The sequence below is a fragment of the Variovorax sp. 01N429 genome (assembly GCF_056399425.1).
The window spans coordinates 101,564-117,237 of the sequence record NZ_JBFTRG010000016.1 but is presented as its reverse complement, the minus strand read 5'-3'; the positions used below and the strand labels follow the sequence as shown (position 1 = coordinate 117,237).

Here is a 15,674-nt window from a genome sequence, read left to right as displayed (position 1 = left end):
CTTGCGCGAGAGCGGCGGAATTACTTCTTCGGAGCGGGATTGGTCTCGGCCGAGGTCTGGTTCGAACTCGGCGGGGCAGTCGCCGTGGTGGATGGCGAATGCGCGCCCGAGGCTTCGATCGGCTTGGTCTCGCCCGTCGGCGCCGGGGCCACATACGGGCCCGGGTCCACGCAAGGTGGCGTCGTCATCGCCGTCGGCAACGGCTTGCCGGCTGCTTCGGCACTGGCGCGGTACTTTGCTGCGACCCGGTCTTGCGCCTTGCAGAGCTGGTATGCGTCTCTCTTGGTGTTCCACGCCGTGCGGGCGGCTGCTTCCGCTGCCTTGGCCTGGGCTTCGGGCGTGGGTGCCGGCAGCTTGGCGAACGCCGATGACCCGATCAATGCGAGTGCCAGCGCAAATGGCGTCAGTTCGCGCTTCATACGGAGCTTCCTCGCGCGCTCAGCGGCGTCACATGGGCCGGGCCCGGATCGCCGGGCTTCGGCGTGCGCTGCGCCGGGATCTTGCCCGCCGCGATGTCGTCGTACCAGAGCCGATGGTGCTCGCGCGCCCAGGTCTCGTCGACGTAGCCTTCGCGCATCGCCTTGTAGGCACCCGTCATGCCCAGCGTGCCGATGTAGATGTGACCCATGATCAGGGCCATCATGCACAGCGTGGCGACGGCATGCACCATGTGCGCGATCTGCATCGCGCCACGCGTGTAGACGATGCCTGGCAGCAGCTTGTCCAGGAACAGTCCCGAGCCGATGACGATGCTGCCGAGAAAGAGCACGCCGCCCCAGAACACCAGCTTCTCGCCGGCGTTGAAGCGATGCGACGCCGGCTCCTTGCCGCCGAACAAGCCGCCGCCATGGCGCAGCCAGGTGATGTCCTCCGCGCGCGGCCAGTTGCTTCGAATGAAGGTGAAGATCATGAAGATCGTGCTCACCACAAACAGGGGCCCGACAAAGTTGTGCACGGTCTTGAGCACATAGGTGAGATAGCCGAACAGAGATCCGCCAAGCACTGGCAGAAGGAAAAACCTGCCGAATGCCATCACGATGCCCGACAGCGCGAGCACGACGAACGCGATGGCATTCGACCAATGCGTGGCGCGCTCGAAGGGCGTGAAGCGCTCGATCTTGCGGCCAGTCTTCGCACCATGCAGGCGCATCGGGCCGCGGGTGAAGTAGAAGATCGCCAGCGCGAGCAGCGTGACGAAGAGCAGCGCTGCGCCATATGGAATGATCCAGTCGTTGCGCACCTGGCGCCAGGCCTCGCCGGCGTTGGTGAAGCGCGAGCCTGGATACTGCACGAAGCGCTGGATCAGGTTGCCAGCTTCCGGCGCCTCGCTCGAGGGCAGGCTGCTGTAGCCGGTGACGCCGCCGCTCACCTGGCGCCACATCGGCGCGTTGTTGCCGGGCTGTACCCGGTTGCGCTCGCCGTTGGTCTGCGTGAGGTAGTTCGGGTCGGCGCTGGCCTCGGGCTTGACCTCGAAGATGTTCTGGCTACGGATGCCGCCTTCTGTTTGTGGCGCCGGCTCGGCGGCCTGTGCCAGCGCCGCCGCACCGCACCCCAGCAGCGTGGCTGCCAGCGCTGCGGTCAAGGCCTGGCGGATGCGGTCGGTGAAGCTCATGCTCATGCGGCCTCCGGCTCAGTTTTCCTTGGTGTACTCGTTCTGACCGTCGGAGCGAAGCTTGATCTGCTGCTCCCACGAACTCTTGTCGCCGACCTTCCAACCGGGCGCGGTGAAGGCTGTTGCGGTGTTGGGCTGCGTGCCCGTGCCACTCCAGGGTGTCGCGTCGTACTTCACGCCCTCGGCGTTCGTCTGCGGCTTCTCGGTGCAGGCAGCAAGGAGCGTCGCACTGGACGCAAGCGCGAGGAAGGCCACTGTCGCGGACCTCACTTCTTTTCTCCAGCAGGGGCAGGGGGGTTTCCGGCCTGCTGCGAACCGTAGGCCGTGCCCCAGCCCCAGACCTCGGCGCCTTTGCCGCGATGCAACACGCGAGTGCGAAAGATGTCCGCCACCACGTCCCCGTCGCCGGCCAGGAGCGCCTTTGTCGAGCACATCTCGGCGCAGGCGGGCAGCTTGCCTTCGGCCAGGCGGTTGCGGCCGTACTTCTCGAACTCCGCTTCCGAGCCGTTGGCTTCGGGGCCGCCGGCGCAGAAGGTGCACTTGTCCATCTTGCCGCGCGCTCCGAATCTTCCCTCCGACGGAAACTGCGGTGCGCCGAATGGACAGGCGTAGGAGCAGTAGCCGCAGCCGATGCACACGTCCTTGTCATGCAGCACCACGCCTTCCTCGGTGCGGTAGAAGCATTGCACGGGGCACACCGCCATGCAGGGCGCGTCGGAGCAATGCATGCAGGCCACCGAGATCGACTTCTCACCCGGCACGCCGTCGTTGAGCGTGACCACGCGGCGGCGGTTCACGCCCCATGGCACCTCGTTCTCGTTCTTGCATGCTGTGACACAGCCGTTGCACTCGATGCAACGCTCGGAATCGCAGACGAACTTCATTCTTGCCATGGCAGCTCCTAGGCTTTCTCGATGTTGCAGATCGTGGTCTTGGTCTCTTGCATCATGGTGACGCTGTCATAGCCGTAGGTGGTCGACGTATTGATCGCCTCGCCGCGCACGATCGGCGCCGCGCCGCTGGGGTAGTAGGCGAGCAGATCCGCTCCCTGCCAGCGGCCCGAGAAGTGGAACGGCATGAACACCGTGTCGGGCCCGACGCGCTCGGTCACTAGCGCCTGGACGTTGAGCTTGGCGCCCGTAGGCGTATGCACCCAGGCACGCTCACCGTTGCGGATGTTCTTCTCGGCCGCGACCTTGGGATGGATCTCGATGAACATCTCCTGCTGCAACTCGGCCAGCCAGGGGTTGGAGCGCGTTTCCTCGCCGCCGCCCTCATACTCCACGAGCCGCCCCGAAGTCATGATGTACGGGAACTTCTCGGCCAGCTTGTCGGCAATGTTCTTCTGCTGGATGCTCTTGTAGAGCGTGGGCAGGCGCCAGAACGCCATCTTGTCGTCGTGCGTCGGATACTTCACTGCCAGGTCGGGCCGCGTGCCGTAGAGCGGCTCGCGGTGCTGCGGAATTCCGTCCGGGAAGTTCCACACCACCGCTCGCGCCTTCGCATTGCCGAAGGGATGGCAGCCGTGGTTCTTCATGAACACGCGAATCATCCCGCCGGAGTTGTCCGTCTTCCAGTTCTTGCCTTCAGCCTTGGGCTTCTCGGCTTCGGTGAGTTCGTCCCACCAGCCGAGTTTCTTCAGCAGCAGGTGGTCGACCTCAGGGTAGCCCGTGGTGATGTCGGCGCCCAGCGAGCAGGAGCCGTCTTCGGCCAGGAGATTCTTGCCGTCGCGCTCCACGCCGAAGTTCGCACGGAAGTTGCCCCCGCCGTCCATCACGTGCTTGGAGGTGTCATAGAGATTTGGCGAGCCGGGATGCTTGAGTTCCGGAGTTCCGTAGCAAGGCCACGGCAAGCCGAAGTAGTCGCCTTCGATGTCGTAGCCGTTGACCTTGTCCTTGACAGAGCCCTTGGCCTTGAGGGTACGCACGTCGAAGGCACTCATGTTGCGCATGTGGGCCTGAAGCCGCTCGGGGCTCTGGCCGGTGTAGCCGACCGCCCAGCAGGACCTGTTGATCTCGCGCAGGATGTCGTCCGGCAAGGGCTCGTCCATGCCCTTGACCTTCTGCATCTTGTAGTTCTTGCTGAGCTCCTTGCCGAAGCCAAGGCGATCGGCAAACTGCTGCATGATCATGTGATCGCTGCGGCTTTCCCACAGCGGATCGATGACTTTCTCGCGCCACTGCAGGGAACGATTGGAGGCCGTGACGGATCCGCTGGTCTCGAACTGCGTGCAGGCCGGCAGCAGATAGACCGCGCGGTTCGGGTTCTGGTCCTCGGGCCGGCCCGGCATCGCGGCCATCGCCGCCGTGGCCGATGGATAGGGGTCCACCACCACCAGCAGGTCGAGCTTGTCCATGGCCCGCTTCATCTCGAGCCCGCGCGTCTGCGAATTGGGCGCATGTCCCCAGTAGAAGACGCCGCGCAGGTTCGAATCCTGGTCGATCAGCTCGTTCTTCTCGAGCACCCCGTCGATCCAGCGCGACACGGTGATGCCTGGCTTGGTCATCATCGCGGGCGACGCGAAGCGGCCTTTGATCCATTCGTAGTCCACGCCCCAGACCCCGGCGAAGTGCCTCCACGAACCCTCGAGCAGCCCGTAGTAACCCGGCAGTGAATCGGGATTGGGGCCGACATCGGTGGCACCCTGCACGTTGTCGTGGCCGCGGAAGATGTTGGTGCCGCCGCCTGCCATGCCGACGTTGCCAAGGGCCAGCTGAAGGATGCAGGAGGCTCGCACGATGGCATTGCCGATCGTGTGCTGCGTTTGCCCCATGCACCAGACGATGGTGCCCGGGCGGTTCTCGTTGAGCAAGGTTGCGACCTTGAGAACCTGGGCTTCGTTGACGCCGCAGGCCTCCTCGACCTTGTCGGGCGTCCACTTCGAGAGAACCTCCGCGCGAACCTCTTCCATCCCGTAGACCCGGTCATTGAGGTACTTCTTGTCTTCCCAACCGTTCTTGAAGATGTGGTGCAGGATTCCGAACAGAAACGGGATGTCCGAGCCCGAGCGAATGCGCACGTATTCGTCCGCCTTCGCTGCCGTGCGTGTGAATCGCGGATCGACCACGATCATCTTGCAGCCGGTTTCCTTGGCGTGCAGCATGTGCAGCATGCTCACCGGATGCGCTTCGGCCGCGTTCGAGCCGATGTACATCGCGACTTTCGCATTGCGCATGTCGTTGTACGAGTTGGTCATGGCGCCGTAGCCCCATGTGTTCGCGACACCCGCGACCGTGGTGGAGTGACAGATGCGCGCCTGGTGATCGCAGTTGTTGCTCCCGAAGAAGCTGACGAACTTGCGCAGCAGGTAGGACTGCTCGTTGCTGTGCTTGCTCGACCCGATCCAGTAAATGGCGTCAGGACCGCTCGCCTTGGTGAGTTCCTTGAGCCTGGCGACGATTTCGTCGAGCGCGGTGTCCCAGCCGATGCGCTCGTACTTGCCGTTGACGAGCTTCATCGGATAGCGCAGCCGGTACTCGCCATGCCCATGCTCGCGCAATGCCGCACCTTTTGCACAGTGAGCGCCGAGGTTGATGGGGGAGTCGAACACCGGCTCCTGGCGCACCCAAACGCCGTTCTCGACCACCGCATCGGAGGCGCAACCGACCGAGCAATGCGAACACACCGTGCGCTTCACTTCGATCTTGCCGGCACCGACGCCTACGGGCGTGGCGTCGGCCGCTTGCGCCTTGCGCATCAGCGTGAGCTGGCCGGCAGCCACGCCGACCCCGACGCCGAGGCCCGAGCGCCGCAGGAAGGCGCGCCTGTCCATGGTCGGCAAGGCATTCGCGAGACCGCGCCGAAGACTGTCGACGAACGGCGAGACGGCTGCAGACCCACCGGCGGCGGTTCGACCGGGAGTGCCTGGAGCTTTTTTTGTCAGCAGCATCGGGAGTTCCTCAGGCAGACGCGGTCTTGTAGTACCGCTTGACGTGCTCGCTAAGGGAATACCCGCCTCCTTTCTCAGGCGCGGGCGGCAGGGCTGAAGGAGCGACCGCCGGCGGCGGGTCGACGACCTTTGGCAACACGGAGACGGCCGTGACGGCGGCGCCAAGGGACGCACCGCCAAGGAAGAATCTCCGACGGGATGCCGGCTTGGGGCCGGCGCACTGGCTGTCCTGCATATTGACTCCAGGAATGGCTAGAGTTAACGAGACGTCGAATCCGCTACTTGTCCTGAAATGCTAGTCCAGGCCGCATCCGTGGGCAACCGCGTATTCCGCTAGCTCCGGTTCAGCACGACCTTGTTTCAGGCCAGCATGTCAAAAGCCTGCGTCTCCACTTCCGCGAACGCGCGCGTGAAGGCAGCGAGCGCCGCGTAGAACCGCGCCTTCGGATGCTGAGACACCGTCTCGCACAAGGCCGGCAGCCACGGCTGGATGTGCTTTGCGAACACGGCCTGCTGCTGGGTCAGGTTCGCGACCTCGACGTCGTCCCCGGCGATCAGGTAGCGCATCACTTCGAACAGGCAGGCGATATGGTCTTCAGTTTCGGAGATGGTCTCGGCACGCGTGAGGCCCAGCCGATCAAGATCGTTGCGCAGCTGCACGAGTGGCTTGTCGTTGAGGAAGCCACTCAGGTAGTGCGAGCCGAAAAGGTCGATCTCGGGCTTGCCGAGGCCGCCGAAGAGCGCGTCGTATTCGTCGTGCGCGGCGGCGGCGCTGGTGTCGCTCGCGATGCCCACGAGTCGGCGCCACGGTTCTTCGAGAAAGGCACCCGCGACAGGCGCTTCCGTTGGTGCAACCCGGAAGGCATCGAGCAGCTCGGCGTCCGGTGGCGCATACCAGAGCCGCGCCAGCAGGCCGTAGAGCTCGGCGCGTGCGATCTCCTCGTCCAGTGCCGAGGACGTGGGAAGCTGGTGGCTCATAAAGGCGCGATCTTCACTTCGTCGGTGGCGCTGTAGATGTCGATGACCCGACAGTCGCTGCACATCTTGAGGCGCTCGATCGCTTCGCCCTGGAACATCGCGTGGCCAGCCAGTCTGCCGAGCATGGCCTCGATCGCCTTTTGCGTGCCGAAGGGCTTGCCGCAGCGGATGCAAGCCCAAGGCTTTGCCTCGTTCAGAAGGACCGACTGCTTGCGCTCGGGCGAAGCCAGCAAGCGTGGCACGAGCGAGATCGCGTCCTCGGGACAGGTCGTCGCGCACAGGCCGCACTGAACGCAGTTCTTCTCGATGAAGCGCAGCTGTGGCGCACTCTGGCTGTCCTGCAATGCGCCGGCAGGACAGGCGCTGACGCAGGCGAGGCAAAGGGTGCACTTTTCCTTGTCGACCGCGACGGCGCCAAGCGGAGAGCCCGCGGGCAGCGCGACCGCCAACGATGCTTCGGCCTGCGCTGCCAAGGCGGGCGCTGCGTTCATCAGGTGATCGAGCGCCATCTCGAGCCGGTTGCGCTTGTCGGCTCCTGCCGTGAAACGGGCCGCGATGGCGGGCACGCGCTGCGCCGTCGTGCTCAAACCCGCAAGCGCGGCATCCAGCACGGCCGTCGAGTTCGTCTCGACCACGTGAAAATGCGTGCCGGAGTAGCCCAGGCCCCGCAACAGCGCCTGTGCGATTTCCATCTGCTTCTTGAGCGCCGTCACGTACTGTGGCGCTTCTTCGCCGGTGCTCAGCGCAATCACCTGAGAGGCGCCAAAAGCGATGGCACCGAGCCAAAGGTCGACGCCCGTGCTCGCCACATGGAAGAGGCCAACCGGAATCACCCGCGCCGGCAGGCCCTGCGCCTTGCCAAGTTGCGCCTGCCTTCCGAGCTGTTCGACCAGCGCCTGGCCGCCCTCCTGGCTGTGCAGCAGCAGTGCCGCATCGCGGCCGCCCGACGCGCCATAGGTCGCCAGCAGCGTGCGCAGCTTGAGCCCTTGGTCGGACGCACGTGGATAGGTGTACCCCAGCGCACCCGTGGGGCACACGGTGGTGCAGGCGCCGCACCCGATGCACAGGTTCGGGTTGACCACGATGCGCTGCCGGTCCTTCTCGCTGCTGATGGCATGGGCCGAGCACACTTCGACGCAGGCGTTGCAGCCGACCACCTCGTTGCGGCTGTGCGCGCAAAGACTCTGCCGGTAATCGAAGAACTTCGGCTTTTCGAACTCCCCGACCATCTCGCGCAGGCGCAGCAGCGTCTGCAGGCCTTCGGCATGCGCGACTCCGCCTGGCAGGTGAAAGTAGCCCTGCGGCGGCGCGTGCCAGTCGATGCGCGGCTCAGTGCCGAGATCGAGCACCAGGTCGAAGGCCGCGTCGAGCACCTGCGGCTCGCGACTGAAATCGATCGCACCAGCGACGGTGCAGGCGCGCTCGCAATCCCGGTGCGATGTGCACTTGGCGTTGTCGACCTGGTAGTCCAGCCCGATCGCCTGTTCCGGGCAGGCGGCAACGCAGGCGTTGCAGCGGGTGCACAGGTCGAGGTCGATCGCGTTGTCGCGCGTCCAGCGAAGCGTGAACGCGCCGAGCCAGCCCGTGAGCGAGTCGATATGCCCTGCGATCACGGGCCAACGGCGTTCCTGCGCGCCGCCAAGTACGCCGGGACCCTGCGCCAGGAGAGTCACTTCGAGCGTGTCGCCGACCAGCGTTGCAGCGCGCTCGGCCGCATCGAGTGCGCCGATGATCAGCAGCCGCCCTTGGCTCGTGTAGCCCACGGTCGCGACGGGCTCGGGCTCAGGCAGCGCGGCCGCTGCCAGCAGCGCCGCGATCTTGGGCATTGCATGTTTCGCGTCGCGGCTCCAGCCGCCGGTTTCGCGAATGTTGACGAAGCGGATCGGCGAGACAGCGTCGGGCGTGCTCGTGGCGAGTTCGCCGAACAGCCGCTTTTCCTGGGTGCAGGCGACCACCACGTCGTCGCCGGACTGGATCGCGCGCTGGAAGGACGCTGCTTCGCGGCGGCACAGCGCCGAGTGCAAGGGAAGCGTTTCAGCCAGCGCCGTTCCGAGGGTTTTGGCCTCGAGTGGCATCGTCTGGTTGCAGTCGCAGATCAGCGTGGTCGTCATCGCTCTCTTGGCTGGCCGGCTGCGCTTCGGCAACCGGCGGGCTTGGAATTTCACCGGAATCCTGAGACTGTGCCACGTCCTCCTCCTCCGTGGTCCTAGGGGGTTCCGCGGGGGGCGGCTCGCGCACTTCGTCGAAAAGCTTCAGGAAGCTGGCGCTCGCCATTTGGCGCAGGACGCTGTCGGGCAGCGGCGTGGGCTTCGAATAGTCGTCGACGTAGGTGTCGAGGCCGTCCATTGTGTTGAAGTGGGGATCGGAGAAAAGCTTTTTGAAGGCCGCATTCCTGACCTCGGGCGCGACCTCTTTGGCCACGAAGGGCCTGTAGTCCGATTCGACACCCAGCCCCTGCACATCCACGAGGGTGAGCGCCGGTGTCGCCGGAGGTTTTTCTCCTTCGGCTTCGGGCCCGGAGGCTGGGGCGGAAGCGGCCGGCGCACTCGCAGCCGCTGTCGCCGGAACAGGCGCCAGCGCGGGCACCGGCACGGGTGCTTCTTCCGGTGCTGTCTTTCCGACCCGCATCTCCTGCTTGCGCCGCGACCATCGCCCCATGAAGCCTTCAGACATCGCCAGCCCCCCGTCCGCGCCTCTTTTCAGTGGTCACGCTCGCGGCATTGCCGAAGCGGTCCACCAGCGGCCGGAAGCTCTCGGGCCGCCGACGGCGCTTGGGCTCGATCACGTAGTGCGCGTCGACGAACGCGCGCAGCCAGTCGATCACCTCCGGCGGCGCCGGCACCTGCTCGACCGTTTCCTGCGCGTCCAGCCAGCGACCGGCTTCGTAGTAGCTCAAGGTCACGACGACCGGGCGGGGGATTGGCTCAGGGCCGAGCGTCGCCTCCTCGTCCATGCGCCAGAGAACGAACCAACACGGGGCCGGCGCGGTGGCGTTCAGATGGTAGCCCTCGGCTTCGTCCCGAAACAGTTCGACCTTGAAGCCGGGGTGCAGCCAATGCTGCTCGCCACTTTCGCAGTGCAGCATGCGCGGCTCGGTGCCGAAACCCGGCTCGTCGGGCATCACGCGCTCGAGGCGCCAGCGCCACTGCTGCCAGCGGCTAGAGGGGCCATGCAGGCGCTCGCGGCGCATGACGACGGCCACGTCGAGCGTTGGGCGACCGGCGCCATCGGGCGCTGGAGTTCCGGACGAGGGCATGAAGTGAACAATAGCCGATGCCGATGGTTGCCGTCATTCATTCCTTGAATCGGCCTATTGCGCAATCGTATTTGACCCAGCGGGCGCGCTCGACGACAGTCCGCACCACGCAAAAAGGGCATCGCATGCCCAGGCATCGACAGCGAACGTATCACTGTCAGCCTGGGCTTGAGCCATCGATAACAATCAAGCCGATACAGCAGGAACGACCCACCCTATGAATCACCCAGGTCAGCGCAACGAGGTCAAGGCGGTGGCAATCGCGTCGGCCGAAGATCTTCGCCAGCGCATTCGCAGCAAGAGCAAGCTCAAAGGCCGTCAGCCCGATGAGGTTTCGATTGCCGAAGTCCGCGCCCTCATCGGCGAGCGCCCCGCGGAAGGCCATCGGCGCGACTTGCTGATCGAGAACCTGCACAAGATCAACGACGCTTGGCGGGGCCTGCAAGAGCGGCACATGGTGGCCCTGGCCAAGGAGATGAACATCCCGATGGCCGAGGTCTACGAAGTGGCAACCTTCTATCACCACTTCGATGTCATTCGAGCCGGCGACCAGGCCGCGACATTGACCGTGCGTGTGTGCGACAGCCTGGCGTGCGAGCTGGGCGGTGCGCAGGACTTGCTGGCAAGGCTGCCTTCAATCCTTGGCAGCGAAGTGCGTGTGATTGCCGCGCCTTGCATCGGTCGGTGCGAGCAGGCGCCCGCCGTCGCGGTGCATCAGACGGCTGTGCCACTGGCGACTGTGGAAAAGGTCGCGCAGGCTGTCGAGGTGGAACGCAAGAGGTCCGCCGCAGACATGCCCGCACGCCCTGGACACTCTTCTCCGATGCCTTTCGACATCGCGTCCTTCGCTGAAAAGAGCGTTTCGCCTCCAGTCGCCCAAGTCGAAGCGACACCCCCGGCGACCGGCTACGCAAGCTACCGTGCGAACGGCGGCTATGCGCTCGCGGCAGCAGTCGCCAGCGGAACGAAGGCGCACGAGTCCATCATCAAGGCCATGGAAGATTCGGGCCTGCGCGGCCTCGGCGGCGCGGGCTTTCCGGCGGGCCGCAAATGGCGCATCGTCCGCGACCAGCCGGCACCGCGACTGATGGCAGTGAACATCGACGAAGGCGAGCCGGGCACCTTCAAGGACCGAACCTATCTCGAGCGCGACCCCCACCGCTTTCTCGAAGGCCTGGTGGTTGCGGCGCAGGTGGTGGGCACCGACGTTTGCTACGTGTACCTGCGCGACGAATACCACGACTGCCGCGCGCTGCTGCAGTCCGAGCTGGACAAGCTCTATGCGGACCCGCCCTGCGCGCTGCCGCGGATCGAGCTTCGGCGCGGCGCTGGCGCCTACATCTGCGGCGAGGAGTCCGCGATGATCGAAAGCATCGAAGGCAAGCGCGGAGAGCCTCGCATGCGGCCTCCTTACATCGCGCAGGTCGGCCTTTTCGGTCGGCCGACGCTGGAGCACAACTTCGAAACGCTCTACTGGGTGCGCGACATCGTGGAGAAGGGGCCGCAGTGGTTTTCGGGCTTCGGCCGCAACGGACGCAAGGGACTGCGATCGTTCAGCGTGAGCGGCCGTGTCGCGGAGCCCGGCGTCAAGCTGGCTCCCGCAGGCATCACGGTGCGCGAGCTGATCGACGAATACTGCGGCGGCATGTTGCCCGGCCATGAGTTCTATGCGTACCTGCCGGGCGGTGCTTCGGGCGGCATCCTGCCGGCCTCGATGGGCGACGTGCCGCTTGACTTCGACACCCTGCAGCCGCACGGCTGCTTCATCGGTTCGGCCGCGGTCATGGTCCTCGGCCACCAGGACAAGGCGCGTGACGCGGCACTGAACGTCATGCGCTTCTTCGAGCATGAAAGCTGCGGCCAATGCACGCCGTGCCGCGTCGGTACAGGCAAGGCCGCGGCCCTGATGCAGGCGCCCGTCTGGGACAACGTCACGCTCGAAGATCTGAGCCAGGTCATGGGCGATGCATCCATCTGCGGCCTGGGCCAGGCGGCGCCGAATCCGATCCGCTGCGTGCAGAAATACTTCCCGCAGGAAGTCGGCGAAAAGGGCACGCCGCCCTTCGTTCCGCCACTGAAGAACCCCGCGGCAACCGAACAAGGGAAAGCAGCATGAACGCCCCGGCACGCATCGCGGAATTGACGCCGCAAACCGTGGAGTTCCGACTCGACGGCCAGACCATCCAGGCCTTCGAAGGCGAAACGATCCTCGCCGCAGGCGCCCGGCACGGCATCGACATCCCGCGCCTCTGCTTCAAGGACGGCTACCGGCCTGACGGCAATTGCCGGGCTTGTGTGGTCGAGGTCAAGGGCGAGCGCACGCTCGCGCCGAGCTGCTGTCGCAACGTCACGGCCGGCATGGAAGTGCAATCGACCAGCGAACGCGCACTCAAGAGCCAGAAGATGGTCGTGGAGATGCTGCTGTCCGACATGCCCGACCAAGGCTACAAGTGGGTCGGCGACGATGAATCGCAGCAGCACGGCGAACTCAGCGCCTGGGCCAGCAAGCTGGGAATCCAGGTGCGCCCCGAACTCAGGGCCCTGAGGCGGGAGCAGCCGGCGTCGGACGTCAGCCATCCCGCGATGGCGGTGAACCTGGACGCCTGCATCCAGTGCAATCGCTGCGTGCGTGCATGCCGCGAAGAGCAGGTCAACGACGTGATCGGCTATGCCATGCGCGGCGAAGCGAGCAAGATCGTGTTCGACCTGGACGACCCGATGGGGGCGAGCACGTGCGTGGCTTGCGGGGAATGCGTTCAAGCCTGCCCGACCGGCGCGCTGATGCCCAAGTCGCACATCGGGCCGCAGGCGGTGGACCGCAAGGTCGATTCGGTCTGCCCATTCTGCGGCGTTGGCTGCCTCATCACCTACAACGTCAAGGACGAGAAGATCGTCAGCGTCGATGGCCGCGACGGCCCGGCCAACCACAGCCGCCTGTGCGTCAAGGGTCGCTTCGGCTATGACTACGTCGACCACCCGCAGCGCCTCACCAAGCCGCTGATTCGCAAGCCCGGCTTCCCCAAGGACGAAACGGACGCACCGCGGCCCGGCCACTGGAGCGAAGCCTTTCGGGAAGCAAGCTGGGAAGAAGCGCTCGCCTACACATCGGGCGAACTGGTGCGGCTGCGCGACACGCATGGCAAGAAGTCGCTGGCCGGTTTCGGCTCGGCCAAGGGCAGCAACGAAGAGGCATACCTTTTCCAGAAGCTGGTCCGCACCGGTTTCGGCAGCAACAATGTGGACCACTGCACGCGCCTATGCCATGCATCGAGCGTCGCGGCATTGCTGGAGGGCGTGGGCTCGGGCGCGGTGAGCAATCAGGTCAACGATATCGAGCACTCGGACATGGTGATCGTGATCGGGTCGAATCCGACGGCCAATCATCCGGTCGCCGCGACCTGGATGAAGAACGCGGCGAAACGGGGCACGAAGATCGTCCTCGCCGATCCACGCATCACCGACATCGGCAAGCACGCATGGCGCACGCTGCAGTTCAAGGCCGACACCGATGTCGCCATGCTGAACGCGCTGATCCACGTGATCATCGAAGAGGGCCTGACGGACGAGCAGTTCGTTCGCGAGCGCGCGAACAACTTCGAAGCGCTGCGCGAGAACGTCAAGGGATACAGCCCTGAGGCGATGGAGCCCATCTGCGGCATTCCTGCGCAGACTTTGCGCGAAGTGGCTCGCGAGTTTGCCAAGGCCAAGGGTGCCATGATCTTGTGGGGCATGGGCATCAGCCAGCACGTGCATGGCACCGACAACGCGCGCTGCCTGATCGCGCTGGTCACCGTTGCGGGGCAGATCGGCAAGCCGGGCTCCGGCTTGCACCCTTTGCGCGGACAGAACAACGTGCAGGGCGCCAGCGATGCCGGCCTGATCCCGATGATGTTCCCCAACTACCAGCGCGTCGACAACGCCGGCGCGCATGCGTGGTTCGAGGATTTCTGGGGCATGAAGCTCGACGAGAAGCCGGGCTACACCGTCGTCGAAATCATGCACAAGGCATTGGCGCCCGACAGCGATCCCCACAAGATCCGCGGCATGTACATCATGGGTGAGAACCCCGCGATGAGCGACCCCGACCTGAACCACGCGCGGCATGCATTGGCCTCGCTGGAGCACCTGGTGGTGCAGGACATCTTCATGACCGAAACCGCCTGGCTGGCCGACGTGGTGCTGCCCGCAACCGCCTGGCCCGAGAAGACCGGCACCGTGAGCAATACCGACCGCATGGTGCAGCTTGGCAAGCGCGCGCTGAACGCGCCGGGCGAAGCGAAGCCGGACCTGTGGATCATCCAGCAGATCGCGAAGCGCATGGGCCTCACATGGGACTACCCGGGCGAAGAGAGCGGCGTGGCTGCCGTGTATGAAGAAATGCGCCAAGCCATGCATGCGGCCATCAACGGCATCACGTGGGAGCGGCTGCAGCGCGAATCGAGCGTGACCTATCCGTGCCTTTCCGCGGAGGACCCGGGGTCGCCCACGGTGTTCATCGAGAACTTCCCGACAGCGGATGGCCGCGTGACGCTCGTGCCGGCGGACATCATTCCGGCCGATGAGCGTCCGGACGCCGAATATCCATTCGTTCTGATCACGGGCCGTCAGCTGGAGCACTGGCATACGGGCAGCATGACCCGCCGCGCGACAGTGCTCGATGCGCTGGAGCCGATGGCCACCGCGTCCATGAATGGCAGTGACCTGGCTGCCATGGACCTGGCACCGGGCGACGTCATCACCGTGCAGTCGCGCCGCGGCGAGGTGGCGATCCACATCCGCCGCGATGACGGCACGCCGCACGGCGCGGTCTTCATGCCCTTTGCCTACTACGAAGCGGCGGCCAACCTGATGACCAATGCGGCGCTGGACCCCTTCGGCAAGATTCCGGAGTTCAAGTATTGCGCGGTGCGCATCCAGCGCGGCGGCGAGCCGAAACCGGCGGCAGGCTACGGCACGGGATCGATCAACCCGAGGACGAACGAGCCCGTGCTCCCATGACCGATCAGCAATGCGCGTCGGCCGGCGAACTCGACGAACTCGAGGCCGAGGACGAAGCGCCCTCGGCCTTCGAAGCCGTCTCGCTTCCGAGGCAGGCAGACGCGCCTCGCATGAGCCAGGCGAGCGCCGCGCTGCTGCGCCGCATCGAGATCGTCGACCAGCACGGTGAGCATCGCCCGATTCATATTCCGGCCGAGCGGCCGTTGACGGTCTTCGTCGACAAGCGCGAACTCGTGACGTTGATGACCTTGGGCGCGTCGCCGGAGTTGCTGGTGCTCGGCTACCTGCTCAATCAGAACCTCATAGAGCGTGCGAGCCAAGTCGAGAGCATCCACGTCGACTGGGAGGTTGGCGCGGCGGCCGTCAAAACGCATGCGGGCGTCAAGGACCTCGGCAAGAAGACCGCGCGACGGGTCGTGACGACAGGGTGTGGGCAAGGCACCGTCTTCGGCGATGCAATGTCGCAGATCGATGCGGTGCGCTTGCCGACCGCGGAAACGGCACGCATCGCCCAGGGCACGTTGCTGCGCATCCTGGAGCTGATGCGATCGCGGAACAGCGTGCATCGGCAGGCGGGTTCGGTGCATGGCTGTGCGCTTTTTCATGGAAGCGACATGCTGGTCTTTGTCGAGGACGTGGGACGTCACAACGCGATCGACACCATCGCCGGGTGGATGGCCATCCACGGCATTTCCGGCGGTGACAAGACCTTCTACACGACCGGTCGCCTGACGAGCGAGATGGTCATGAAGTCGGCCCATATGGGTGTGCCGATCATCGTTTCGCGCAATGGCGTCACGGCCATGGGGCACGAACTGGCAGAAAAGCTGGGCATGACGCTTTTCGGGCGTGCGGCCAATCGCCACTTTCTTTGCTATGTCGGGTCTGAGAGGTTCGATGCCGAACGGATGTAGGCCGGCCGGGACCCTGGCCTTCTACTG

At 65.2% G+C, this 15,674-nt stretch carries 12 protein-coding genes; 3 read left to right on the top strand and 9 right to left on the bottom strand.

Annotation, left to right across the window (positions count from 1 at the left end; translation table 11 throughout):
* Positions 1 to 20: 20 nt before the first annotated feature.
* The 9 genes from AC1DSF_RS24050 to AC1DSF_RS24010 all read right to left on the bottom strand — a co-directional run bounded on the left by AC1DSF_RS24050 (position 21) and on the right by AC1DSF_RS24010 (position 9,735).
* Positions 21 to 419 carry a hypothetical protein gene (locus AC1DSF_RS24050; protein ID WP_478127921.1) on the bottom strand — a complete coding sequence of 133 codons (399 nt, stop codon included), beginning with the start codon at positions 417 to 419 and terminating at the stop codon, positions 21 to 23.
* Positions 416 to 1,612, bottom strand: coding sequence for a formate dehydrogenase subunit gamma (locus tag AC1DSF_RS24045; RefSeq protein WP_478128029.1), 1,197 nt, complete (start codon positions 1,610 to 1,612; stop codon positions 416 to 418). Before AC1DSF_RS24045 ends, AC1DSF_RS24050 begins: the two co-directional genes overlap by 4 nt.
* A gap of 18 nt (positions 1,613 to 1,630) precedes the next feature.
* A complete protein-coding gene (locus tag AC1DSF_RS24040) occupies positions 1,631 to 1,882 on the bottom strand; it encodes a hypothetical protein (RefSeq protein WP_478127922.1) in 252 nt (83 codons plus the stop codon).
* Entirely contained in the window at positions 1,879 to 2,505 is a 627-nt protein-coding gene (gene fdh3B / locus AC1DSF_RS24035) for a formate dehydrogenase FDH3 subunit beta (protein ID WP_478127923.1), read from the bottom strand. The genes AC1DSF_RS24040 and fdh3B overlap by 4 nt, the downstream gene beginning before the upstream one ends.
* Positions 2,506 to 2,513: 8 nt before the next feature.
* Positions 2,514 to 5,501, bottom strand: a complete 2,988-nt coding sequence (locus AC1DSF_RS24030; RefSeq protein ID WP_478127924.1) for a formate dehydrogenase subunit alpha — start codon at positions 5,499 to 5,501, stop codon at positions 2,514 to 2,516.
* Between the two features lie 360 nt (positions 5,502 to 5,861).
* Positions 5,862 to 6,479 (bottom strand): TorD/DmsD family molecular chaperone, encoded by a 618-nt coding sequence (locus AC1DSF_RS24025; protein WP_478127925.1) that lies wholly within the window; start codon positions 6,477 to 6,479, stop codon positions 5,862 to 5,864.
* A complete protein-coding gene (locus AC1DSF_RS24020; protein ID WP_478128030.1) occupies positions 6,476 to 8,554 on the bottom strand; it encodes a 4Fe-4S binding protein in 2,079 nt (692 codons plus the stop codon). Before AC1DSF_RS24020 ends, AC1DSF_RS24025 begins: the two co-directional genes overlap by 4 nt.
* Positions 8,514 to 9,152: a DUF3306 domain-containing protein gene (locus AC1DSF_RS24015; RefSeq protein WP_478127926.1), complete on the bottom strand. Its 639-nt coding sequence runs from the start codon at positions 9,150 to 9,152 to the stop codon at positions 8,514 to 8,516. The genes AC1DSF_RS24020 and AC1DSF_RS24015 overlap by 41 nt, the downstream gene beginning before the upstream one ends.
* A complete protein-coding gene (locus tag AC1DSF_RS24010; protein ID WP_478127927.1) occupies positions 9,145 to 9,735 on the bottom strand; it encodes a DUF3305 domain-containing protein in 591 nt (196 codons plus the stop codon). Before AC1DSF_RS24010 ends, AC1DSF_RS24015 begins: the two co-directional genes overlap by 8 nt.
* Before the next feature lie 217 nt (positions 9,736 to 9,952).
* Between AC1DSF_RS24010 and AC1DSF_RS24005 the strand changes: the two genes are divergently transcribed.
* The 3 genes from AC1DSF_RS24005 to AC1DSF_RS23995 are packed head-to-tail and all read left to right on the top strand — an operon-like array spanning position 9,953 to position 15,647.
* Entirely contained in the window at positions 9,953 to 11,851 is a 1,899-nt protein-coding gene (locus AC1DSF_RS24005; protein WP_478127928.1) for an NADH-ubiquinone oxidoreductase-F iron-sulfur binding region domain-containing protein, read from the top strand.
* On the top strand, positions 11,848 to 14,733 hold the full coding sequence (fdhF, locus tag AC1DSF_RS24000) for a formate dehydrogenase subunit alpha (RefSeq protein ID WP_478127929.1): 2,886 nt from the start codon (positions 11,848 to 11,850) through the stop codon (positions 14,731 to 14,733). The genes AC1DSF_RS24005 and fdhF overlap by 4 nt, the downstream gene beginning before the upstream one ends.
* Entirely contained in the window at positions 14,730 to 15,647 is a 918-nt protein-coding gene (locus AC1DSF_RS23995) for a formate dehydrogenase accessory sulfurtransferase FdhD (protein ID WP_478127930.1), read from the top strand. Before fdhF ends, AC1DSF_RS23995 begins: the two co-directional genes overlap by 4 nt.
* The last annotated feature ends 27 nt before the right edge of the window (positions 15,648 to 15,674 follow it).

Bases quoted from the DNA above. Each gene is read 5' to 3' on its own strand.
- AC1DSF_RS24050 (WP_478127921.1), bottom strand. From the start codon at position 419: ATGAAGCGCGAACTGACGCCATTTGCGCTGGCACTCGCATTGATCGGG.
- AC1DSF_RS24045 (WP_478128029.1), bottom strand. From the start codon at position 1,612: ATGAGCTTCACCGACCGCATCCGCCAGGCCTTGACCGCAGCGCTGGCA.
- fdh3B (WP_478127923.1), bottom strand. From the start codon at position 2,505: ATGGCAAGAATGAAGTTCGTCTGCGATTCCGAGCGTTGCATCGAGTGC.
- AC1DSF_RS24030 (WP_478127924.1), bottom strand. From the start codon at position 5,501: ATGCTGCTGACAAAAAAAGCTCCAGGCACTCCCGGTCGAACCGCCGCC.
- AC1DSF_RS24025 (WP_478127925.1), bottom strand. From the start codon at position 6,479: ATGAGCCACCAGCTTCCCACGTCCTCGGCACTGGACGAGGAGATCGCA.
- AC1DSF_RS24020 (WP_478128030.1), bottom strand. From the start codon at position 8,554: ATGCCACTCGAGGCCAAAACCCTCGGAACGGCGCTGGCTGAAACGCTT.
- AC1DSF_RS24015 (WP_478127926.1), bottom strand. From the start codon at position 9,152: ATGTCTGAAGGCTTCATGGGGCGATGGTCGCGGCGCAAGCAGGAGATG.
- AC1DSF_RS24010 (WP_478127927.1), bottom strand. From the start codon at position 9,735: ATGCCCTCGTCCGGAACTCCAGCGCCCGATGGCGCCGGTCGCCCAACG.
- AC1DSF_RS24005 (WP_478127928.1), top strand. From the start codon at position 9,953: ATGAATCACCCAGGTCAGCGCAACGAGGTCAAGGCGGTGGCAATCGCG.
- fdhF (WP_478127929.1), top strand. From the start codon at position 11,848: ATGAACGCCCCGGCACGCATCGCGGAATTGACGCCGCAAACCGTGGAG.
- AC1DSF_RS23995 (WP_478127930.1), top strand. From the start codon at position 14,730: ATGACCGATCAGCAATGCGCGTCGGCCGGCGAACTCGACGAACTCGAG.